Origin of the sequence: Variovorax sp. PDC80 (genome assembly GCF_900115375.1) — a bacterium.
Lineage (GTDB): Bacteria > Pseudomonadota > Gammaproteobacteria > Burkholderiales > Burkholderiaceae_C > Variovorax.
Window position 1 is genome coordinate 492,312 of the sequence record NZ_FOWG01000006.1, and the last position, 21,519, is coordinate 513,830.

General features: G+C 70.7%; 18 protein-coding genes. All 18 read left to right on the top strand.

Translation table 11 applies throughout. The features are described 5' to 3' along the window. The first annotated feature begins 33 nt into the window (after window positions 1-33). A complete protein-coding gene (gene urtB, locus BM109_RS20125; protein ID WP_093346045.1) occupies window positions 34-927 on the top strand; it encodes an urea ABC transporter permease subunit UrtB in 894 nt (297 codons plus the stop codon). Window positions 928-932: 5 nt separating this feature from the next. Then, window positions 933-2,048 (top strand): urea ABC transporter permease subunit UrtC, encoded by a 1,116-nt coding sequence (gene urtC, locus BM109_RS20130; protein WP_093346047.1) that lies wholly within the window; start codon window positions 933-935, stop codon window positions 2,046-2,048. After that, window positions 2,045-2,815, top strand: a complete 771-nt coding sequence (gene urtD, locus BM109_RS20135) for an urea ABC transporter ATP-binding protein UrtD (protein ID WP_093346050.1) — start codon at window positions 2,045-2,047, stop codon at window positions 2,813-2,815. Before urtC ends, urtD begins: the two co-directional genes overlap by 4 nt. Next, complete coding sequence (locus BM109_RS20140) at window positions 2,809-3,501, top strand: ATP-binding cassette domain-containing protein (RefSeq protein WP_093346052.1); 693 nt, start codon at window positions 2,809-2,811, stop codon at window positions 3,499-3,501. Before urtD ends, BM109_RS20140 begins: the two co-directional genes overlap by 7 nt. Before the next feature lie 52 nt (window positions 3,502-3,553). Then, the gene (locus BM109_RS20145; RefSeq protein WP_093346055.1) at window positions 3,554-5,095 is read left to right on the top strand and encodes an amidase; all 1,542 of its coding nucleotides are present in this window, start codon (window positions 3,554-3,556) and stop codon (window positions 5,093-5,095) included. A gap of 172 nt (window positions 5,096-5,267) precedes the next feature. Then, window positions 5,268-6,506 carry a phosphonoacetate hydrolase gene (phnA, locus tag BM109_RS20150; protein WP_093346059.1) on the top strand — a complete coding sequence of 413 codons (1,239 nt, stop codon included), beginning with the start codon at window positions 5,268-5,270 and terminating at the stop codon, window positions 6,504-6,506. A 10-nt stretch (window positions 6,507-6,516) separates the two neighbouring features. After that, a complete protein-coding gene (gene psrA, locus BM109_RS20155; protein ID WP_093346061.1) occupies window positions 6,517-7,614 on the top strand; it encodes an iron-containing alcohol dehydrogenase PsrA in 1,098 nt (365 codons plus the stop codon). After that, window positions 7,611-9,056, top strand: coding sequence for a phosphonoacetaldehyde dehydrogenase (phnY, locus tag BM109_RS20160; protein WP_093346064.1), 1,446 nt, complete (start codon window positions 7,611-7,613; stop codon window positions 9,054-9,056). Before psrA ends, phnY begins: the two co-directional genes overlap by 4 nt. A gap of 108 nt (window positions 9,057-9,164) precedes the next feature. Then, window positions 9,165-10,730 (top strand): ABC transporter substrate-binding protein, encoded by a 1,566-nt coding sequence (locus BM109_RS20165; protein ID WP_093346066.1) that lies wholly within the window; start codon window positions 9,165-9,167, stop codon window positions 10,728-10,730. Window positions 10,731-10,779: 49 nt separating this feature from the next. After that, on the top strand, window positions 10,780-11,736 hold the full coding sequence (locus BM109_RS20170; RefSeq protein ID WP_093346069.1) for an ABC transporter permease: 957 nt from the start codon (window positions 10,780-10,782) through the stop codon (window positions 11,734-11,736). A 3-nt stretch (window positions 11,737-11,739) separates the two neighbouring features. Further along, window positions 11,740-12,585, top strand: coding sequence for an ABC transporter permease (locus tag BM109_RS20175; protein ID WP_093346071.1), 846 nt, complete (start codon window positions 11,740-11,742; stop codon window positions 12,583-12,585). Window positions 12,586-12,599: 14 nt separating this feature from the next. Beyond that, window positions 12,600-14,306 carry a dipeptide ABC transporter ATP-binding protein gene (locus tag BM109_RS20180; RefSeq protein WP_177239402.1) on the top strand — a complete coding sequence of 569 codons (1,707 nt, stop codon included), beginning with the start codon at window positions 12,600-12,602 and terminating at the stop codon, window positions 14,304-14,306. After that, window positions 14,303-15,103: a phosphodiesterase gene (locus tag BM109_RS20185; protein ID WP_093346077.1), complete on the top strand. Its 801-nt coding sequence runs from the start codon at window positions 14,303-14,305 to the stop codon at window positions 15,101-15,103. Before BM109_RS20180 ends, BM109_RS20185 begins: the two co-directional genes overlap by 4 nt. After that, window positions 15,100-16,359: an alkaline phosphatase family protein gene (locus BM109_RS20190; protein ID WP_093346079.1), complete on the top strand. Its 1,260-nt coding sequence runs from the start codon at window positions 15,100-15,102 to the stop codon at window positions 16,357-16,359. Before BM109_RS20185 ends, BM109_RS20190 begins: the two co-directional genes overlap by 4 nt. Window positions 16,360-16,471: 112 nt before the next feature. Beyond that, on the top strand, window positions 16,472-17,539 hold the full coding sequence (locus tag BM109_RS20195) for a porin (RefSeq protein ID WP_256222669.1): 1,068 nt from the start codon (window positions 16,472-16,474) through the stop codon (window positions 17,537-17,539). Between the two features lie 50 nt (window positions 17,540-17,589). Further along, the gene (locus tag BM109_RS20200) at window positions 17,590-19,194 is read left to right on the top strand and encodes an alkaline phosphatase D family protein (RefSeq protein ID WP_093346085.1); all 1,605 of its coding nucleotides are present in this window, start codon (window positions 17,590-17,592) and stop codon (window positions 19,192-19,194) included. 3 nt (window positions 19,195-19,197) lie between these two features. Further along, window positions 19,198-20,499: an MgtC/SapB family protein gene (locus tag BM109_RS20205; RefSeq protein WP_093346087.1), complete on the top strand. Its 1,302-nt coding sequence runs from the start codon at window positions 19,198-19,200 to the stop codon at window positions 20,497-20,499. Window positions 20,500-20,537: 38 nt separating this feature from the next. Then, a partial coding sequence (locus BM109_RS20210; protein ID WP_143129207.1) for an AMP-binding protein occupies window positions 20,538-21,519 on the top strand: 982 nt, incomplete at its 3' end.

The following is a 21,519-nucleotide window of genomic DNA, read 5'->3' on the forward strand; positions in this document are numbered from 1 at the left end:
TGCCCGCATTCACCCTCGAGAGAAAGACTTCCGATGTTGGACGTACTCCTGATCGGGCTCAGCATGGGCTCGATTCTTCTGCTGGCCGCGCTCGGCCTGGTCATCATCTACGGCGCGATGGGCGTGGTGAACATGGCGCACGGCGAGATGATCATGGTCGGTGCCTATGCCGCGGTGCTGGCGCAGATCTGGCTCGGGCTCGGGCTGTTCGCCGCGATCCCGATCGCCTTCGTGGTCGCGGCCGCGCTGGGCCTCCTGATCGAACGCTGCGTGGTGCGGCGCCTCTACGGCCGCCTCGGCGACACGCTGCTCGCCACCTGGGGCGTGGCGATCCTGGTGCAGCAGGCGGTGCGGCTCGAAGGCGGCCTGGCCTTCTTCGGCATCCACATCGAAGGGCTGGGACCGGGGCTGCAGAACATGCCGATTCCTGCCGTGCTGCAGGGCGCGGTGATGGTCGGCGACACGCCGATCAATGCCTACCGCGCCTTCATCGTGGCCTGCACCGTGGTGCTGACCTTCGCGACCTGGCTGCTGCTCTACCGCACGCGCATCGGCATGCAGGTGCGCGCCATCATCCGCAACCCGCGCATGGCCGCGGCCTGCGGCATCGACGTGCAGCGCGTCAACGCCTGGACCTTCGCCTTCGGCGCCGGCCTGGCCGGCATCACCGGCGTGCTGGTGGCGGGCTTCAAGACCGTCTCGCCCGACATGGGCACGGCCCTGGTGGTCGACAGCTTCCTGGTGGTGGTGTCGGGCGGCGTCGGCAGCCTGCTCGGCGCGGTCGTCACCTCGATCGGCCTCGGCGAGGTCACGGGCGTGGTGGCGGCGGTCAGCAACGACATCCTCGCGCGCGCGGTGGTGTTCGGCCTGGTGATCCTGCTGATCGTGGTGCGGCCGCAGGGCCTCATCTCGTTCAAGGGGCGGTGAGCGGCATGAGCACTCCTCTGGACCGGCGCGCGACCGTCGCCGCCTACGCACTGTTCCTGGCCCTGGTCGCGCTGGCACCGCTGGTGCTCGACGGCTTCTGGCTCAACCGGCTCGCCAAGTACCTGGTGTTCGGCATGCTCGGCATCGCCGTCGCCATGAGCTGGGGCTATGCCGGCATCCTCAACCTGGGGCAGGGGCTGTTCTTCGGCCTCGGCGCCTACATGCTGGCCATGTCGCTGAAGATGGCCAGCCCCACCAGCCTGCAGCATGGCGGTGCCAACCCGGTGCCGGACTTCATGCTGTCGAACGCGCAGCCCGGCGCCACCGTCGACCTGTGCTGCATCAACCCGGGCGCCTTCCTGTGGCAGCCGTTCCAGTCGCAGGGGTTCGGCCTCGCCATGGGCCTCGTGCTGCCGGCGCTGGTGGCCTTCGTGCTCGGCGCGCTGCTGTTCCGCAAGCGCATCGCGGGCGTGTTCGTCTCGATCGTCACGCTGGCCCTGGTGCTGCTGGTGCGCCTGCTGCTGGTCGACGCGCAACCGATCACCAACGGCTTCAACGGGCTGTCGGACCTGGCCTGGCTGCGCATCGCGGGGCACGAGCTCGACCCCTACGGCGTGTCGACCTACTACCTGGTCGCGGGCGTGCTCGCCGTGGTGCTGGTCGGCGCGCGCGCGCTGCTCGCCACGCGCGCCGGCGTGATCCTGCGCGCCACCTCGGGCGATCCGCAGCGCGCGCGCTACCTGGGCTTCGACGTGGCGCACTACCAGACCTTCTTCTTCGCGCTGTCGGCGGGCATCGCCGCGGTGGCCGGGATGCTCTACGTGGTGGTGGCCGAGTTCGCCTCGCCCACCTTCATGGACCTGAGCTTCTCGATCACCATGGTGGTGTGGGCCGCGGTGGGCGGGCGCGCCTCGCTGCTGGGCGCGTGCATCGGCGCGATCCTGATCAACATGCTCGAGGCCACGGCGAGCGAGACCCAGTCGCTGGTCGAGGCCTGGCGCGTGATCGTGGGGCTGACCTTCGTGCTGGTGGTGCTGTACCTGCCCAAGGGCATGGCGGGCTGGGCGCACGACCTGCTCGAGCGCATCGGCCAGCGCCGTGCTGGCGGAGGTGCGCCATGAGCGACATCGCACTCGAACTGCATGCGCTGGGCGTGAGCTTCGGCGGCTTCAAGGCGGTGGACGGCGTGTCGCTGCGCGTGGCCGAGGGCGAGCTGCGCGTGCTGCTGGGCGCCAACGGCGCCGGCAAGACCACGCTGATGGACCTGATCTCGGGCAAGACGCGCAGCACCGAGGGCCGGGTCGCGCTGCACGGGCGCGACCTCACGAACTGGCCCGAATACCGGATCGCGCGCGCGGGCATCGGCCGCAAGTTCCAGATCCCGAGCGTGTTCCGCGAGCTCACGGTGCGCCACAACCTGTGCGTGGCGGCGAGCCGCGAGCCCTCGATCCTGCGCAACCTGCGCTGGGGCTTCGGGCGCGAGACCGACCGCCGCGTCGACGAGATCCTGGCGCTGGCCGGCCTCGAGGAGGTGCAGCAGCAACAGGCCGGCGACTTGAGCCACGGCCAGACGCAGTGGCTGGAGCTGGGCCTCTTGATCGCGCAGCAGCCGAAGGTGATCCTGCTCGACGAACCCACGGCCGGCATGACCGCCGGCGAGACGCGCAAGACCGCGCAGATCCTCAAGAGCCTGCGCGGGCGCCACACCATCCTGGTGGTGGAGCACGACATGGCCTTCGTGCGCGACATCGCCGAGCGCATCACCGTGCTGCACCTGGGCCGCGTGCTGGCCGAGGGCAGCGTCGCCGAGATCGAGCGCGATGCGCGCGTCCGGCAGGCCTACCTGGGCTCCCACGGAATCTCCCACGCGATCGGAACGCCATGCTGACACTCGCCAACGTCGACAGCTACTACGGCCGCAGCCACGCGCTGCAGGACGTGAGCCTCTCCATCCCGAAGGGGAAGATCACCGCCATCCTCGGTCGCAACGGCATGGGCAAGACCACGCTGCTGCGCACCCTGATGGGCAGCATGGTGCGCGCCACGGGCCGCATCGAACTCGACGGCCTGCGCATCGACGGGCTGCCCACGCACCTGCGCGCGCGCGGCGGCATCGCCTACGTGCCGCAGGGGCGCGAGATCATCCCGGACTTCAGCGTGCGCCAGAACATCCTGATGGGCGCCTTCTCGGGCCGGGGGCCGCGCGCGATCCCGCCGCTGGCGCTCGAGCTGTTCCCGTACCTGGCGGCCAACCTCGACCGCCCGGGCGGCGTGCTCTCGGGCGGCCAGCAGCAGCAGCTCGCACTGGCGCGCGCCCTCGCGGCGCAGCCCAGCGTGATGCTGCTCGACGAGCCCAACGAGGGCATCCAGCCCTCGGTGGTGCAGGAGATCGAGGCCGCGATCGCGCGCATGAACCGCGAGCTCGGACTGACGATGGTGCTGGTCGAGCAGAACATCGACTTCGTGCGCCGCGTGGCCAGCGGCTTCGCCATGTTCGAGAAGGGAAGCATCGTCGAGAGCGGTCCCATCGAGCAGCTGAGCGACGAGATCATCGATCGCCACATGACCTTCTGAATTCCCTTTGTCTCTCTCTTCATTCACCGCATTCACGAGGAGTTTCTTCGCCATGAGCCAGACCCCCCCCACCATCGACCTCGCCACGCTGACCGTCGACACCGTGCAGGAAGGCTTCCGCAACGGCAGTTTCACGGCCGAGTCGCTCGCACGCGCCTGCCTCGCGCAGATCGAGACCTGGAACGGGCGCTACAACGCCATCATCTTCCTCAACGACGAGGCCATCGACGACGCGCGCGCCATCGACCGCCGGCGCGCGGCCGGCGAGGCGCTCGGCCCGCTCGCGGGCGTGCCCGTGGTCGTCAAGGACCCGATGGACATGGTCGGCTTCCCGACCACGGCCGGCTGGTCGCTGCTGCATGGCAAGAGCGGCGGCGTCGACCTGATGCCCGCCACCGACGCGCCCGTGGTGGCGCGCATGCGCGCGGCCGGCGCCGTCATCCTCGGCAAGACCAACGTGCCCGTGCTGAGCCACACCGGCACGCATGCCGACGACAGCTGGGCCGGCCCCACGCTCAACGTGGTGCTGCCCGATCGCGTGCCCGGCGGCAGCAGCGCGGGCACGGCCACCGCGGTCGGCGCCAGCATGGCCGTGCTGGGCCTGGCCGAGGAGACCGGCGGCTCGATCCAGAACCCGGCCTCGGCGCAGGACCTGGTCGGCATCAAGCCCACCATCGGCCTGGTGCCCAATGCGGGCGTGATGCCGCTGTCGGGCAACCGCGACGTGGTGGGCCCGATCGCGCGCACCGTGAAGGACGCGGCGCTGTGCCTCGACGTGCTCGCGGGCTACTCGCCAGAGGATCCGAAGACGCTGGCCGGCGTCGGCAAGAAGCCGGTGGGCGGCTACACCTCGCAGTTCGGCAGCCGCAACCTGGCGGGCGCGCGCATCGGCCTGTACGGCCCGGGCTGGCGTACCCAGCCGCTTTCTGACGAGGCGAGCGAACTCTATGCGCGTGCCGCGGAGGAGCTCGTGCGGCGCGGCGCGGTGCTGGTCGACGATCCCTTCGCCGACACCGGCTTCGCGCAGCTGCGCCAGCCCACGCTGCCGCTCACGAACTTCGATGCGCGCGGCATGGAGTCGGTGCCCTACGACCTGCAGAAGTACCTCGAGCGGCTGGGTCCCGACGCGGCGCTCAAGTCCTTCGCCGATTTCGCGAAGGCGACCGAGAAGGAATCCGCCTTCGCGCCCGGCGGCGTGCTGAGCTACCTGCACAACCTGCCGCAGTTCGCGGCCGCGCTCAAGTCGCCGGGCACGCCGCCCGACCTGTCGGACTTCATCGCGCTCAAGGAAGCCTACCTGCGCATCGTCGACGCGGTGTTCGCGCGCGAGCAGCTCGATGCGCTGGTGTTCCCGCAGATGCGCGAGGAGCTGCCGGTCACGCGCGGCGGCACGATCCAGGAGACCACGGTGGGCGAGCTCAACATCGCGGGCCTGCCGGCCGTGACGGTGCCCGCGGGCTACTACGCCTCGGGCGCGCCCTTCGGGCTGCTGTTCGTCGGGCCGCTGTGGAGCGAGGCGACCCTGCTCGCGCTGGCGCACGACTACGAGACGGCGACGCGGCATCGCAAGGCGCCGCGGCTCGCGGCCGCCTGAGCGCAGCGTACGGAGCGGCGCCTCCGTACTTTCCCGGGCGATGTATAGCTCTGCTCAATACATTGCCCGAAAAACTTGAATTGGACGAATAGAAGCTTCGAGCGGACAGTGCACCCAACGCGAGACCACAAGGTCTCCGAGACAACGCACTGATTTCCAAAGGAGCTTCCCGATGACATTTCAAGCCGAGACCGTCCTGGCCAATGGACGGCATTACGCGAAACCGCGCGCGCCGGTGGTCGTGGTGTGCGTCGATGGCTGCGAGCCCGACTACATCACCCAGGCCATCCAGGCCGGCGCGGCGCCGTTCCTGCAGCGCATGCTCGAGCAGGGCAGCTCGCTGATCGGCGACTGCGTGGTGCCGAGCTTCACGAACCCGAACAACGTGTCGATCGTGACCGGCGTGCCGCCCTCGGTGCACGGCATCTGCGGCAACTTCTTCTACGACGTGGCGGCGGACAAGGAGGTCATGATGAACGACCCCGAGTACCTGCGCGCGCCCACGCTGCTGTCGGCCTTCTCCGATGCCGGCGCGCTGGTGGCGGCCGTGACCGCCAAGGACAAGCTGCGCACCATGCTCGGCCACGGCCTGCGCGGCATCTGCTTCTCGGCCGAGAAGGCCGACAAGGCGACCGTCGCCGAATGCGGCATCGACCGCGTGCTCGAGCTGGTCGGCAAGCCCGTGCCCTCGGTCTACAGCGCCGATCTCAGCGAGTTCGTCTTCGCCGCCGGCGTGCGCCTGCTCGAGACGCGCAAGCCCGACCTGATGTACCTCTCGACCACCGACTACGTGCAGCACAAGTGCGCGCCCGGCACGCCCGAGGCCAACGCCTTCTACGCCATGATGGACGGCTACCTCGCGCGGCTCGACGCACTGGGCGCGGTGATCGGCCTCACGGCCGACCACGGCATGAGCCCCAAGACCGACGCGGCCGGCAATCCGCGCGTGCTCTACCTGCAGCAGGAACTCGACGCGCGGCTCGGCGAGGCCAGCACGCGCGTGATCCTGCCGATCACCGATCCCTACGTGGTGCACCACGGCGCGCTCGGCTCGTTCGCGACGGTGTATGTCAACCGCGCGCCGCTGGAACAGGTGCACGATGCGCTGGCCGGCCTGCCCGGCGTCGAGCAGGTGCTCACGCGCGACCAGGCGGTGCGGCAGTTCGAACTCGCGGGCGACCGCATCGGCGACCTGGTGGTGGTCGGCGATCACCTGACGGTGCTGGGCACCAGCGCGGCGCGGCACGACCTCAGCGGCCTCACGGTGCCGCTGCGCTCGCACGGCGGCATCTCGGAGCAGAAGGTGCCGCTGCTGTTCAACCGCGCGCTTCAGGGCGTGGACCCGCGCCGCCGGCTGCGCAACTTCGACGTCTTCGACCTGGCCCTGAACCACGCGGGCGCCGCCCACTGAGGCGATCCAGATGTCCCAGGAATTCTTCAATCCCGTGCGCAGCGTGTACGGGGCAGGGGCCTTGTCGTCCCTGCCGAAGCTGCTGGCCGGCCGCAAGGCCGTGGTCGTGACCTTTCCGGAGGCACGCCGCTTCGGGCTCGTCGACCGGCTGCAGGCCCTGCTCGGCGACGGCCTGGCCGGCGTGATCGACGCGGTGCTGCCGAACCCCGACGTGGCCGAGCTGCGGGCGCTCTACGAAGCGTTCTGGCAGGAGTCGGCGCAGGCCGAGGTGCTGGTCGCGGTCGGCGGCGGCAGCGCGATCGACACCGCCAAGGCGCTGATGGTCGGCACGCAAAGCGGCCGCTTCGATGACTTGGTGGCGGCCCTGGCCGCGGGCGGGCCCTTCGTGCCGGCGCGCGTGAAGACGCTGATCGCGGTGCCGACGACCGCCGGCACCGGCAGCGAGGTCACGCCCTGGGCCACGATCTGGGACCGCGAGGCGCAGCGCAAGCATTCGCTGCACCTTCCCGAGACCTGGCCCAGCATCGCGATCGTCGATCCCGAGCTGATGCTCTCGCTGCCGGCCTCGGTGACGCTGCAGAGCGGGCTCGATGCGCTGTCGCATGCGCTCGAGGCGATCTGGAACGTGAATGCGAACGCGCTGTCCGACACCTTCGCGGTCGCGGCGGTGCAGCAGATCTTCGAGACCCTGCCGCTGCTGATGGACAAGCTCGGCGACCTCGAGCTGCGCGCCCGCATGGCGCTGGCCGCGCTGCAGGCCGGCATGGCGTTCTCGAACACCCGCACCGCGCTCGCGCACTCCATCTCCTACGAGATGACCCTGCGCTACGGCCTGCCGCACGGCATCGCCTGCTCGTTCCCGCTGCCGATGGTGCTGCGGCGCGCGATCGGGCAGGACGCCGGCCGCGACGCGGTGCTCGAGCGCGCGCTCGGCCCGCTGGACCGCGCGCCGCAGCGGCTCTCGGACTTCATCGAGCGCCTGGGCGTCAAGACGCGCTTCTCGGACTACGGCGTGTCGAGCGAGCAGGCGGACCGCATGGTCGCGCATGCGCTGACCGGCGCGCGCGGCAAGAACTTCATCGGCACCCCACAGAAGGAGGCGGCATGAACGCCATTCTCGACAGACAGGACATCCGCGTCGAAGCGCTGCGCATCGGCGGCGAGAAGGTCCACACGCCGCGCACGATCGCCGTGCGCAACCCCTACACCGGCGAGACGGTGGGCACCGTCGCGATGGCCACGCTGGAGGACGTGCGGCGTGCCTACGAGATCGCGCACGCCTACGTGCCGCGCCTGTCGCGCTACGAGCGCTCCGCGATCCTCAACCGCGCCGCGCTGCTGCTGCGCGAGCGCACCGACGAGGCCTCCACGCTGATCACCAGCGAGTCGGGCCTGTCGAAGAAGGACAGCATCTACGAGATCGGCCGCGTGGCCGACGTGCTGAACTTCGGCGCCAACGAGGCGCTGCGCGACGACGGCCAGGTGTTCTCTTGCGACCTCACGCCGCACGGCAAGCAGCGCAAGGTGATCACCACGCGCGAGCCGCTGCTGGGCGTGATCACCGCCATCACGCCCTTCAACCACCCGATGAACCAGGTGGCGCACAAGGTGGTGCCCTCGGTCGCGACCAACAACCGCATGGTGCTCAAGCCCTCGGAGAAGGTGCCGCTGTCGGCGCTGTACTTCGCGGACCTGCTGTACGAGGCCGGCCTGCCGCCCGAGATGCTGCAGGTGATCACGGGCGACCCGCGCGAGATCGCCGACGAGATGCTGACCCACCGGCACGTGGAACTGATCACCTTCACCGGCGGCGTCGAGATCGGCAAGTACATCGCGAACAAGGCCGGCTATCGGCGCATCGTGCTCGAGCTCGGCGGCAACGATCCGCTGATCGTGATGGACGACGCCGACCTCGACCGCGCCAGCGACCTCGCCGTGCAGGGTTCCTACAAGAACTCCGGCCAGCGCTGCACCGCCGTCAAGCGCATGCTGGTGCACGAGAAGGTGGCCGCGGAATTCACCGAGCGCGTGGTGGCCAAGACCCGCGCCTGGAAGTTCGGCGACCCGATGGACGCGGGCAACGACATGGGCACGGTGATCGACGAGGCCGCGGCGCGCCGCTTCCAGGCGGTGGTGGACGAGGCGGTCGCGCAGGGCGCGCGGCTGCTGGCCGGCAACGAGCGCGAGGGCGCGCTGTACGCGCCGACGGTACTCGACCAGGTGCGACCCGAGATGACCGTGGTGCGCGAGGAGACCTTCGGCCCGGTGTCGCCGATCCTGCGCTTCGCCAACATCGACGAGGCGATCGCGATGTCGAACGGCACCGCCTTCGGCCTCTCGTCGGGCATCTGCACGAACCGCATGGACGACGTGATGCGCTTCGCGAAGGAGCTCAAGGTCGGCACCGTCAACCTCTGGGAGGTGCCGGGCTACCGGATCGAGCTCACGCCCTTCGGCGGCATCAAGGACTCGGGCCTTGGCTACAAGGAAGGGGTGCAGGAGGCGATCAAGTCGTTCACCAACTGCAAGACGCTCTCGCTGCCATGGTGAGCCCACCGAAAATGGACTGAACGGCGCGCCGCCTCGCATCGACATGCGATGCGGGCGGCGCGAACCGAAGAGCGCCGACCAGGCGCCCGATGACTGCCAGGAGACACGATGAAACCCAACGACAACTGCCCGATCGACGCCATGCGCCGCCGATTGCTGACGGGCGCCGGCGCTACTGCCGCGCTCTCGCTCGGCGAGCTGCTCTTTCCGCGGGCGGCCCAGGCCGCCCCCAAGCGCGGCGGCACCTTCGTCTACACCAACACCTACCCGAACAACCGGATGGGCGATGCGCGCACCGGCCGTCATCCCCAGCACTGGCTCGACCTCAACAACCGCAGCGCCTACAACGCGCTGACCTGGGTCGACGAGAACCTCGAGGTGCAGCCCGAGCTCGCCACGGCCTGGGAGCCGAGCGCCGACCTCAAGGTCTGGGACATCACGCTGCGCGAGGGCGTGCTGTTCCACGACGGCCGCGAGATGACGGCCGACGACGTGGTGTCGTCCTACCGCTTCCACCAGACCGCGACCGGCTACGCCAAGCAGATCGTCAAGGTCGAGAAGGTGGGCAGGAAGGTGCGCATGACGCTGGACGCGCCGAACAGCGAGTTCCCCTACGTGCTCGCCGAGTACCACCTGATGATCATGCCGGCCGCCGAGAAAGAGGCGATCGGCCTCGCGGGCATCGGCACCGGGCCGTTCCGGATCGCGAGCCTCGATCCCAAGCGCCGCATCATCCTCGAGCGCAACGAGAAGTACTGGCGCGCCGGCTTCCCCTACCTCGACCGGCTCGAGGTCGTGAGCTCGCCCGGGCGCATGGAAGGCGCGCTGAACGGATTCCGCGGCGGCCTGTTCGATGCGGTGATCGGCGTCGACCCCGGCCTGCTGCCCGACCTCGAGCGCACGCCCGACCTCAAGTACAGCCTGTCGAGCAGCGGCGACCAGGCGCTGATGGTGATCCCCAAGGTGGCGGGATCGCCGCTCGACGACAAGCGCGTGCGGCAGGCCCTGGCGCTGGCGGCCGACCGCGAGAAGATCATCCGCATCGTCTACGGCAAGAAGGCCGGCTGGGTCGGCAACGACTCGCACCTGACGCCGGCCAATGCCGTGTTCCAGCCGCTGCAGCGCATGCACGACGTGGCGCGGGCGCGCGCGCTGCTGGCCGAGGCCGGCCATCCCAACGGCGTGAAGCTGCCGACCTTCTACTTCGCGCCCACCTGGCCCGAGGTGCCGCGCGTGTTCCAGGTGCTGGCCGAATCGGTGAAGGAGGCCGGCATCGTGCTGCCGATCGAGCAGCGGCCGAGCGACGGCTACCGCCAGTGGCGCGTCGAGGATGCCGAGAAGACGCGCAAGCACCGCTTCGCCTACACGCCGGCCGGGCCGCGCAATCCGGGCGTGAGCCTGTACCGGCTGCGGCCCGACAACAACGAGAGCGGCTACTGGCGCGGCGCGGGCTGCGACGAGTACATGGCGCTCTACCAGAAGTCGCTCGCCGAGCCTTCCAACGAGAAGCGACGCGCGAACTACGTGCGCATGCAGGAGATCCTGCGCGACGAGGTGCCGATCCTGTCCGCGGGCGGACGGCGCAACCTGCTGATCCACAAGCCCAACGTGCACGACCTGCGCAACCACTCGCAGTTCTGGTCGATGCGCTTCGACGAGGTCTGGAAATCGTGAGCCGGCCCCGCATCCCCTTCACCGAACCGCGCGCGAACGGCGACCCATCATGCTCATGACCTTCCTGCGGCGCGTGGGCCTCTACGCGCTGACCCTGCTGCTGGCCTCGATGCTGGTGTTCGTGGCGACCGAGGTGCTGCCCGGCGACGCGCTCGAAGTCAGCCTCACGGCCGACGAGATCGCGATGATGAATCCCGAGGACCTGGCGCGAAAGCGCCATGACCTCGGCCTCGACCGGCCGGCGCCGGTGCGCTACTTCGAGTGGCTCACGGGCGCCATGCGCGGCGATTTCGGCAAGACCATCCTCGGCGGCACGCCGGTGGTCGAGATCATCCGCGAGCCGGTGAAGAACTCGCTGCTGCTCGCGGCCGTGACGGCGCTGGTGGCCATTCCGGTGTCGCTGCTGCTGGGCATCGTCGCGGCCTTCTGGCGCGGCCGGCTGCCCGACACGCTGGCCTCGATGGGCGCGGTGATCGGCTACTCGATCCCCGAGTTCGCCTCGGGCAACCTGCTGGTGCTGGTGTTCGCGATCTGGATCCCGGTCTTCCCGGCCGTGATCCTGGCCTTCGCCGACGCGCCGCCGTCCGCGCTGCTGGCCGTGTCGGTGCTGCCGGTCGCGACCATCGTGTTCGGCTCTATCGCCCACCTGGTGCAGCTGATCCGCACCGGGCTGATCGAGTCGCTGGCCAGCGACTATGTCGAGCGCGCCCGCTTCACCGGCCTGGGCGAGCTGCGGCTGATCCTGCGCCATGCATTGCCGGCCTCGGTGATCCCCGCGCTCAACTCGGCCGCGCTCTACGTGGCCGGCCTGCTCAGCGGCATCGTGGTGGTCGAGAAGGTGTTCGGCTACCCCGGGCTCGGAATGATCCTGCTGCAGGCCGTCGACAAGCGCGAGGTGCCGATCGTGCAGGCCATCAGCCTGCTGGCGGCCCTGGCCGTCGTCTCGATGAACCTGCTGGCCGACCTCGCGGTGGCCGCCCTCGACCCCCGCGCCAGGAGCCGCTGAATCATGATGTTCAAGATCAACCACCACGCGCTGCTGCGGCCCGTGGCCCTGTTCGGCATCGGCATCGTCGTGCTGCACCTGGCCATCGCGCTGGCCGCGCCCTGGATCGCGCCCTACGACCCGATGTCGCTCAACGGCGGCCGCGCCGAGCCGCCGAGCGCCGAGTTCTGGCTCGGCACCGACGTGCTGGGCCGCGACTACCTGTCGCGCCTGCTGTGGGGCGGACGCACGGCGCTGCTGGCCGCCTTCACGGGCGTGGTCGTCGCGGTCAGCGTCGGCAGCATCCTCGGCGTGACGGCCGCCTACCTCGGCGGGCTGTTCGACGACGTGATGATGCGCATCGTCGACCTCAAGCTGGCGCTGCCGGGCATCCTGTTCGTCGCGCTGTTCGCGGTCGGCTTCGGCGAATCGCTGCCGGTGCTGATCGTGCTCATCGGGATGGTGTACTTCCCGGGCGTGATCCGCATCGTGCGGGCCCAGGCGCTGACGCAGGTGCAGCTGGGCTACGTGAAGGCCGCGCAGCTGCGCGGCGAGGGCACGGTGTCGATCATCCTGCGCGAGCTGCTGCCCAACACGCTCGACGTGGTCTACGTCGAGTTCGCGATCCGCATGTCGCACGCGATCCTGCTCTTGAGCTCGCTGTCCTTCCTGGGCATGGGCATCTCGCCGCCCACGCCCGACTGGGGGCTGATGGTGGCCGAGGGCGTGAGCCAGCTCGCGTTCGCACCCTGGCTGGTGCTGGCGCCGGCGGTCTTCATCTCCACGCTGGTGGTGGGACTCAACTTCGGCGCCGAGGCGCTGGCACGGGCCCTGGGACTGGACGCCACGCGCGGCCAGGACGCGGCATGAAGGAACAGGCAACGATGAAGCATCCCGAATCCAACGCGCTGGCACGGCGCCAGCAGGCGGCGCGCCGCATCGGCGGACGGCTCGAGGTCCAGGGCCTGGGCATCGGCTACCGGCGCGCCGACGGAGAGATCGTCGGCGCAGTGCGCGGCGTCGAATTCACGGTCGAGGCCGGCAGCAGCCTGGGCATCGTCGGCGAGAGCGGCTCGGGCAAGTCGACCGTGGCGCGCGCCCTGCTGGGCCACTGCCGGCCCGGCGGCGTGATCACCGCGGGGGCGGTGCGCATCGCGGGCGAGGACATCCTGCGCCTCGACGAACCGGCGCGGCGCCGGCTGCGCGGCCGGCACATCGCCTTCGTGCCGCAGAACCCGCTGAGCTCGCTGACGCCGCACATGCGCATCGGCGACCAGGTCGACGAGGCCGTGCGCCACCTGCGCGGCTGCGGCGCCGCCGAGGCGCGGGCGCGCACGCTCGAGCTGTTCGAGGCCACCAACCTGCCCGATCCGAAGGGCATCTGCGCGCGCTTTCCGCACGAGCTCTCGGGCGGCCAGCGCCAGCGCGTGGTGATCGCCGCGGCGCTGGCCGGCGACCCGGGCGTGCTGGTGCTCGACGAGCCGACCACCGCGCTCGACAAGACCACCGAGGTCCAGGTGCTCGAGCTGGTGCGCACCCTGCGCGAGCGCTTCGGCACCTCGCTGATCTACGTGAGCCACGACCTTGGCGTGATCTCGCGCATGTGCGACCAGGTGATCGTGATGCACCAGGGCCGCATCGTCGAACAGGGGCCGGCCGCGCGCATCTTCGGCGCGCCCGCGCATGTCTACACGCGGCAGCTGATCGCGGCCATTCCGCGCGTCGATGCCGAGCCGCCGGCGCGCGAACCGCAGCAACAACAGGCGCAGGACGCGCTGCTGGTGGCGAAGGACCTCGCGTTCTCGTACCCGGCGCGCCGCCGCGCCTGGTTCCAGCCGCCGCAGGCCACGGCGCGGCCCGCGCTGGCGGGCCTGTCGTTCGCGATCGGTCGCGGCGAGACGCTCGGCCTGGTCGGCGAATCGGGCAGCGGCAAGTCGACCGCGGCCTCGCTGGTCGCGGGGCTGATGGCGCCCTCGGGCGGCTCGCTGCACTTCGACGGCCAGCCGCTGGCCGCGAAGGCCACCGACCGCTCGCCGACGCTGCGGCGGCGGGTGCAGATCGTGTTCCAGGACCCGCTGTCCTCGCTCAATCCGCGCCAGCGCATCGCGGCCATCCTCGAGCGGCCGCTGACCCTGTTCACCGGGCTGAGAGGCCCGGCGCTGCGCGAACGCGCGCAGGCGCTGATGCGGGCGATGCACCTCGATCCGGCGCTGCTCGAGTGCTACCCGCGCCAGCTCTCGGGCGGGCAGCAGCAGCGCGTCGCCATCGCGCGCGCCTTCGCGGCCGAGCCCGACCTGATCGTCTGCGACGAGATCACCTCGGCGCTCGACGTGTCGGTGCAGGCCCAGATGCTGGAACTGCTGCTCGAGCTGCAGCGCAAGACAGGCACGGCCTACCTGTTCATCAGCCACGACCTCGGCGTGGTCCGGCGCATGGCCGACCGCGTCGTGGTGCTGCGCCATGGCGAGGTCCGCGAGGCCGGCGCCACGCGCCAGGTCTTCGATGCCCCGGCCGACGACTACACGCGCCTGCTGCTGCAGGCCACCGCCCTGCATTCCGTGACCGCCTCACCCGAAACCCTTGCCGCATGACCAAGTTCATCCACATCACCGATCCCCACCTCGTCGCGCCCGGCGAGATCCTGCACGGCCTGGACCCGTACGCGCGGCTCGCCGCCTGCATCGACGACATCCTCGAGCACCACCGCGACGCGGCCTGCTGCGTGATCACGGGCGACCTCGCGCACCGCGGCGAGAGCGCGGCCTACGCGGCGCTGCGCACCCAGCTCGCGCGGCTGCCCATGCCGTGCTTCCCGCTGGTGGGCAACCACGACATCCGCGCGCTGCTGGCGGCGCAATGCCCGGGCGGGCCGAGCGACGGCCACGGCTTCGTGCAGGGCCGCTTCGACCTGGCCGACGCGAGCTTTCTGCTGCTCGACACGCTCGACGAGGGCCGCAACGGCGGCCTGTACTGCGAGCAGCGGCTGGCCTGGCTCGCGGCCGAGCTCGACCGGCTCGGCGAGCGGCCGGTCTACCTGTTCATGCACCACCCGCCGTTCGACATCGGCATCCCGTGCCTCGACCGCATCGGCCTCGCGAACCCCGAGCCCTTCGCGCGGCTGGTGGCGGGCCGGCGCAACCTGCGCCACCTGTTCTTCGGCCACGTGCACCGGCCGGTCTGCGGCAGCTGGCGCGGCATTCCGTTCTCGACCATGCGCGGCCTCAACCACCAGGTGCCGTTCGACCTGCACACCATGTCGCCGGTGCCCAAGAGCCACGAGCCGCCGGCCTATGCGGTGGTGTTCCTCGCGGCGGACCAGGTCACGGTCCATTTCCACGACTACCTCGACAAGTCCACGCTCCCGGCGCCCCGGGACGCTTCGAAATGAGCAGCCGGCGGCGTGCCGTCGTGGTGGTCTGCGACAGCCTGTGCGCGGACCTGGTCACGCCCGACGTGGCCCCCGCGCTCGCGGCGTTGCGCGCGCAGGGCGCCGACTTCGTTTCGGCGCGCGGCGTCTTTCCCTCGACCACGCGCACCAGCTCGGCCTCGATGGCCACCGGCTGCCTGCCGGCCGCCCACGGCCTGCTGGGCAACACCATGGTGCTGCGCGAGCAGGGCGCGCTGGTGCGGCTGTCGGTGGGCAAGCCCGACTTCCTCGAACGCCTGCGCCGCGCCACGGGCCGCACCCTGCGGCGCCCGACCTGGGCCGAGCGGCTGGCGCGGCAGGGCGGTGCGATCGTCATGTCGAACGTGTCGCCGGGCGCGGCCTACCTGCAGGACCCCGACGGCTTCGGCCATGTCTACCACCGCGCCGGGTCGCGCGGGCCGGGCGGTGTCGCATTGACGGACGGCCTGGCCATCGAGGTGGGCGCCGCGGGCGACCGGGCGATGACCGATCGCTTCTGCCGCGAGGTGCTGCGCGAACGCGCGCCCGCGCTGGCCGTGCTGTGGCTCTCCGAGCCCGACCACACGGCCCACGGCGTGCCGCTCGGATCGGGCGAGCACCTGGCGATGATCGCCCACGCCGATGCCTGCGTCGACCAGGTGCGGCGCACCGTGGAGGCGCTCGATCCGGCCGGCGACGAGATCCTGCTGGTCGCCTGTTCCGACCACGGCATGGAGACGGTGGAACGCAAGATCGACCTCGACGCGCTGCTGGTCGAGGCCGGCTGGAAGCGCTCGCGCGAATCGCAGGAGGTGGTGGTGGCGCCCAACGGCAATGCCGCGCTGCTGTACTTCGCCGACGAAGCGCGCGATGCGATCCCGGCGCTCGTGCGGTGGCTGCAGGACCAGGACTTCACGGGACGCGTGTTCGCCGGCCCGGCCCTGGCAGAGATCGGCCTGCCGACCGAAGGCCCGCTCGGCCTGGCGTTGGCGCTGCGCCATGACGCGAGCGCCAATCCCCATGGCGTGCCGGGCCGCAGCGTCTCGCTGCTGAGCCCGTTCAGCGATTCATCGCCCGTCGGCTGCGCACAGCACGGCGGACTGGGCGAGCACGAACAGCATCCCTTTCTCTACCTGAGAGGGGGAGGGCTTCGTCCCGGCGAGCGACGCCAACCCGCGTCGCTGATCGACATCGCGCCGACCGTGCTGCGCCACCTCGGCGTGGCGGCGGACGGCATGCAGGGACGCGCATTGCAGTAGACGCGCCGCGTCTTTCGCTCCCCCGATGCCGGATGGATTCGTCACGCATGCGCGTGAGGGGCCCGCCTGCGCGTCGCCATCCCTGGGTCACCCCCACCACTCGAAGAAAAAGATGAAGAGACAAAGAAGATTCACCCCCGTCATCGCCGGCGGCGCCATGCTCGCCATCGGCGCCTGCCATGCCCAGTCGAGCGTCACGCTGTTCGGGCTGATCGACACCGGCGTCGCCCACTACCGCGTGCACGGCAAGGGCAGCCAGACCGCGCTGGCCTCCGACGGGCTCGCGAGCAGCCGCCTGGGCTTTCGCGGCCAGGAAGACCTGGGCGGCGGCCTGAGCGCGGGCTTCTGGCTCGAGGGCTCGCTCGCCGTCGACAACCCGACGTCCTTCGACCTCGCGCGGCGCTCGACCGTGAGCCTGGCCGGTCCCTGGGGCGAGCTGCGGCTGGGCCGCGACTACACGCCGACCTACCTGATCCAGTCGGACTTCTCGGGGCCCTGGGTCACCAACGGCGTCGGCGAGAGCATCGTCTACCGCGGCCGCGCCGTCCTCTATGGCAGCGCCAACGCGGGTCAGAGCTCGCATGTGCGCGTGAGCAACTCGGTCGGCTACTTCCTGCCGCGCGACCTCGGCGGCTTCTCGGGCCAGTTCCAGTACGGCCTGCCCGAGGCGGTCGACGGCGGCGACGCGGAGCGCTACCTCGGCGGGCGCCTCGGCTACCGGCAGGGCGCGTTCCGCGTGGGCGCGGCCTACAGCCGGACCATGGGCGGAGCCAAGGCGCCGACGACACGCCCGCGCGACATCCGCTCGGCCAGCCTCGGCGTGGCCTACGACTTCGGCGTGGCATCGGTCGAGGCGCTGTATGCGCAGGACCGGGTGCAGATGCCGCTGGGCCCCAAGCGCTTCGAAGGCGCGACGGTCGGCGTGACGGTGCCGGTCGGCCCCGGCGAGATCCGCGCGAGCTACGGACAGGTGGCCTTCCGCTACCCGGGCGACCGCTCGCGCGTCAGCAAGATTGCGCTCGGCTACGTGCACCACCTGTCGAAGCGCACCGCGCTCTATGCGACCGTTGCCCATGTGCGCAACCGGCGCGGCGCCGCGCTGACCGTCGGCGGCGATGTCGCGGGCCTCGCCGACCACGCGGCCAGCGGCCAGAACTTCGGCATCCGGCACGCGTTCTGAGCGCGCCCGTCCCGCGCAACCACCCCCACAATCCACGATTGGAGACAAGCATGCACCGTCGCGATCTCATCCGCCTGGCCTCGGCCGCCGCGGCCGCCACCTCCCTGCCGCGCTGGAGCTGGTCGAACACGCTGGCCCAGCGCGACCTGTTCCCGCTCGGCGTCGCCAGCGGGTCGCCGACCCCCGACGGCTTCGTGCTGTGGACCCGGCTGCTCGACGGCCCGGTGCCCGGCACCGTGCCCTTCGACACGCCGCGCCTGCCGCTGCCCGCCTCGCTGACCGTGCGCTGGGAGGTGGCCGAGGACGAGGCCTTCCGTCGCATCGTGCGCACGGGCCAGGCGAACGCGCTGGCCGAGCTCGGGCACGCGGTGCACGTGGAGGTGTCGGGCCTGCGGCCGGACCGCTGGTACTTCTACCGCTTCATGCATGGCGAGGCGGTCACGCAGACGGCGCGCACGCGCACCGCGCCGGCACTGCACGCCATGCCCGGGCGCACGCGCTTCGCCTTCGTCTCGTGCCAGCGCTGGGAGCAGGGCCACTACGCGGGCTACCGCCACATGCCCGACGAGAACCTCGACCTGATCGTGTTCCTCGGCGACTACGTCTACGAATACGCGATGCCGAAGAAGCCGCCGAGCTACCAGCTGGTGCGCACGCACACGCTGCCGGCCGCGAAGACGCTCGCCGACTTCCGCGACCGCTACGCGCTCTACAAGACCGACGCGCAGCTGCAGGCCGCGCACCGCGCCTGCCCCTGGCTCGTGACCTGGGACGACCACGAGGTGCAGAACGACTACGCGGGCCTCGAAGGCACCGGCGCGGCGGGCGACTTCCTCGCGCGGCGCGGCGCCGGCTACCAGGCCTTCTACGAGAACATGCCGCTGCGCGCCTCGGTGCTCACGCAGGGCCTCGGCGGGCTCGGCACGCTCGATGGCCTGCGCATCTACGAGCGGCATGCCTGGGGCCGGCTGCTGCGCTTCCACATGCTCGACACGCGCCAGTACCGCGACCGCCAGCCCTGCCGCGTGCCCGGCGAGGAATCGCCGAGCTCGGTGACGCCCACCGGCTGCCCCGAGCTGCGCGACCCCGCGCGCTCGATCCTCGGCAGCTACCAGGAGCGCTGGCTCGAGCAGGGCCTGGCGCAGGACGCCGCGCTGGGCGAGCGCTGGAGCGTGGTGGCGCAGCAGACCATCTTCGCGCAGCGCAACTACAAGCCGCTGCCGGCCGAGAGCTACCACCCCAGCACCTGGGACGGCTATCCCGCGAGCCGCCAGCGCGTGCTCGACGCGGTGCAGGGCGCGGGCGCGCGCAACACCGTGTTCCTCGGCGGCGACATCCACCAGAACTACGTCAGCCGCGTGCTGGCCGACTTCTCGCGGCCGCAGTCGCCGGTCATCGCGAGCGAGTTCTGCGGCACCTCGATCGCCTCGGCCAGCGGCACGGCGCAGAGCCGCGCGCAGGAGATCGCCGACAACAACCCGCACATCCTGCTCGCGCGTTCCGACAGGCGCGGCTATGCGGTGGCCGACGTGACGCCCGGGCGCTGGCTCACCTCGCTGCGCGTGCTCGACGACGTCGCGCAGCCCGACAGCGGCATCTCGACGCTGGCGCGCTTCGCGGTCGACGACTGCGTGCCGGGTCCGCGGGCGGTCTGACCCATGCCCGACAAGACCATCCCCATGACCACCGGGGCCGAGTGGCCCTACCTGGAGATCCTGGTGCGGCTGGCGCTGAGCCTGGCGCTCGGCTTGCTGATCGGGCTGGAGCGCGAGCGCCGCGGCAAGGAGGCGGGGCTGCGCACCTTCGGCTTCATCTGCATGCTGGGCGCGCTCGGCGGCCTGCTCGGCATGCCGGTGGCGCTGCTGTGCCTGGCGCTGGTCGGCGTGCTCGCGGTGCTGCTCAACGTGCAGACGCTGCGCGCCGGGCAGGGCGCCGAGCTCACCACCTCGGCCGCCATGCTCGTGACCTGCCTGGCCGGCGTGCTGTGCGGCCAGGGCCACACCATCTCGCCCGCGGCCGTGATGGTGCTGGCCACCGCGCTGCTGGCGTGGAAGGAACGGCTGGCCGGTTTCTCGGCCGGGCTGACCGAAAGCGAGATGCGCTCGGCGCTGCTGCTGGCCATCCTCGCGATCGTGATCTATCCGGCGCTGCCGGCCGGGGCCGTGGGACCGTGGCACCTGGTGGAGCCGCGCGCCGCCTGGGTCACGGTGATCCTGATCGCGGGCATCGGCTTCGTGAACTACATCCTCTGGAAGCTCTACGGCACGCGCGGCACCGAGCTCTCGGGCTTTCTCGGCGGGCTCGTGAACAGCAACTTCACGGTGATCGAGATGGCCTCGCGCGTCGTCGCCACGCGCGGTGCCTACGTGGGCACGGCCTACCGCGGCATCCTGCTGGCGACCACCGCGATGGTGGTGCGCAATGCCGGGCTGCTGCTGATCCTGGCGCCGCTCGCGCTGCTGGGCGCCTCGGGCGCCTTCGCGCTGATGATGCTCGCGAGCGCGGTGCTGGTGCTGTGGAGCTACCGCCGCGCCACGCGCGGCCCCGTGCCCGACGTGCCCGAGATCAAGCTCGACCTGCCGTTCTCGTTGCCGCTGGCGCTCAAGTACGGCGTGGTGTTCCTGGTGCTGCACATCGTCGGCGGCCTCACGCAGCGGCAGTTCGGCGATGCGGGCTTCTACTTCGTGAGCGTGGTCGGCGGCCTGATGTCGAGCGCGAGCGCCGTGGCCGCGGCCGCCGCGCTCGCGTCGCAGGGCAGCCTGTCGGCCACCACCGCCGGCACGGGCGCGGTGCTGGCCTCGCTCACGAGCATTGCCTTCAGCATGTCCTTCGTGCTGCGCACGCGCGAACGCCGCCTGACCACGAAGCTGTGCACGGCCATGTTGTGCATCGCCGTCGCCGGTGCCCTTGGGCTGGCCGGTTGGCATGTGGTCCTGCCGATGCTGCCGATCGGCCACTGAAGGCCGCACCGATACCTCCATCCCTCGAACCCGACACCATGAGCCATCCCACGAAGAACATCGAATCCGTCCTGGTCGAGAACCGCGTGTTCCCGCCCGATGCCCGCGCCACCGAAGGCGCCCGCATTTCCGGCATGGCCGCTTACGACGCCCTGTGCAAGGAAGCGGAGCAGGACTTCGAAGGCTTCTGGAGCCGCCAGGCCAAGAGCCACCTGCAGTGGACGAAGCCCTTCAGCAAGATCCTCGATGAATTGAACGCGCCGTTCTACCAATGGTTCGGCGACGGCGAGCTCAACGCCAGCGCCAACTGCCTCGACCGCCACATCGGCACCCCGGTCGAGAACAAGACCGCCATCGTCTTCGAGGCCGACGACGGCACCGTCACCCAGGTCACCTACAAGGAGCTGCTCGCACGCGTGAGCCAGTTCGCCAATGCGCTGAAAGCCTCCGGCATCCGGAAGGGCGACCGCGTCATCGTCTACATGCCGATGACGGTCGAGGGCGTGATCGCGATGCAGGCCTGCGCGCGCATCGGCGCCACCCACAGCGTGGTGTTCGGCGGCTTCTCGGCCAAGGCGCTGCAGGAACGCATCATCGACGCCGGCGCGGTCGCGGTCATCACCGCCAACTTCCAGCTGCGCGGCGGCAAGGAGCTGCCGCTCAAGGCCATCGTCGACGACGGCATCGCGCTCGGCGGCTGCGAGTCGATCAAGACCGTGTTCGTGTTCGAGCGCACGCCCTCGGCCTGGAATCGCGTGGAAGGCCGCGACAAGACCTTCGCCGAGGCGCTCAAGGGCCAGAGCACCGAGTGCGCGCCCGAGCCGGTGAATGCCGAGCATCCGCTGTTCATCCTCTACACCTCGGGCTCCACCGGCAAGCCCAAGGGCGTGCAGCATGCCACCGGCGGCTACCTGCTGTGGGCCAGGATGACGATGGACTGGACCTTCGACATCCGCCCCGAGGACGTGTTCTGGTGCACCGCCGACATCGGCTGGATCACGGGCCACACCTACGTCGCCT

Bases quoted from the DNA above. Each gene is read 5' to 3' on its own strand.
- BM109_RS20185 (WP_093346077.1), top strand. From the start codon at position 14,303: ATGACCAAGTTCATCCACATCACCGATCCCCACCTCGTCGCGCCCGGC.
- BM109_RS20180 (WP_177239402.1), top strand. From the start codon at position 12,600: ATGAAGCATCCCGAATCCAACGCGCTGGCACGGCGCCAGCAGGCGGCG.
- phnA (WP_093346059.1), top strand. From the start codon at position 5,268: ATGACATTTCAAGCCGAGACCGTCCTGGCCAATGGACGGCATTACGCG.
- BM109_RS20200 (WP_093346085.1), top strand. From the start codon at position 17,590: ATGCACCGTCGCGATCTCATCCGCCTGGCCTCGGCCGCCGCGGCCGCC.
- BM109_RS20205 (WP_093346087.1), top strand. From the start codon at position 19,198: ATGCCCGACAAGACCATCCCCATGACCACCGGGGCCGAGTGGCCCTAC.
- BM109_RS20175 (WP_093346071.1), top strand. From the start codon at position 11,740: ATGATGTTCAAGATCAACCACCACGCGCTGCTGCGGCCCGTGGCCCTG.
- psrA (WP_093346061.1), top strand. From the start codon at position 6,517: ATGTCCCAGGAATTCTTCAATCCCGTGCGCAGCGTGTACGGGGCAGGG.
- urtB (WP_093346045.1), top strand. From the start codon at position 34: ATGTTGGACGTACTCCTGATCGGGCTCAGCATGGGCTCGATTCTTCTG.
- BM109_RS20195 (WP_256222669.1), top strand. From the start codon at position 16,472: ATGAAGAGACAAAGAAGATTCACCCCCGTCATCGCCGGCGGCGCCATG.
- BM109_RS20165 (WP_093346066.1), top strand. From the start codon at position 9,165: ATGAAACCCAACGACAACTGCCCGATCGACGCCATGCGCCGCCGATTG.
- urtC (WP_093346047.1), top strand. From the start codon at position 933: ATGAGCACTCCTCTGGACCGGCGCGCGACCGTCGCCGCCTACGCACTG.
- BM109_RS20170 (WP_093346069.1), top strand. From the start codon at position 10,780: ATGCTCATGACCTTCCTGCGGCGCGTGGGCCTCTACGCGCTGACCCTG.
- BM109_RS20190 (WP_093346079.1), top strand. From the start codon at position 15,100: ATGAGCAGCCGGCGGCGTGCCGTCGTGGTGGTCTGCGACAGCCTGTGC.
- urtD (WP_093346050.1), top strand. From the start codon at position 2,045: ATGAGCGACATCGCACTCGAACTGCATGCGCTGGGCGTGAGCTTCGGC.
- BM109_RS20145 (WP_093346055.1), top strand. From the start codon at position 3,554: ATGAGCCAGACCCCCCCCACCATCGACCTCGCCACGCTGACCGTCGAC.
- BM109_RS20140 (WP_093346052.1), top strand. From the start codon at position 2,809: ATGCTGACACTCGCCAACGTCGACAGCTACTACGGCCGCAGCCACGCG.
- phnY (WP_093346064.1), top strand. From the start codon at position 7,611: ATGAACGCCATTCTCGACAGACAGGACATCCGCGTCGAAGCGCTGCGC.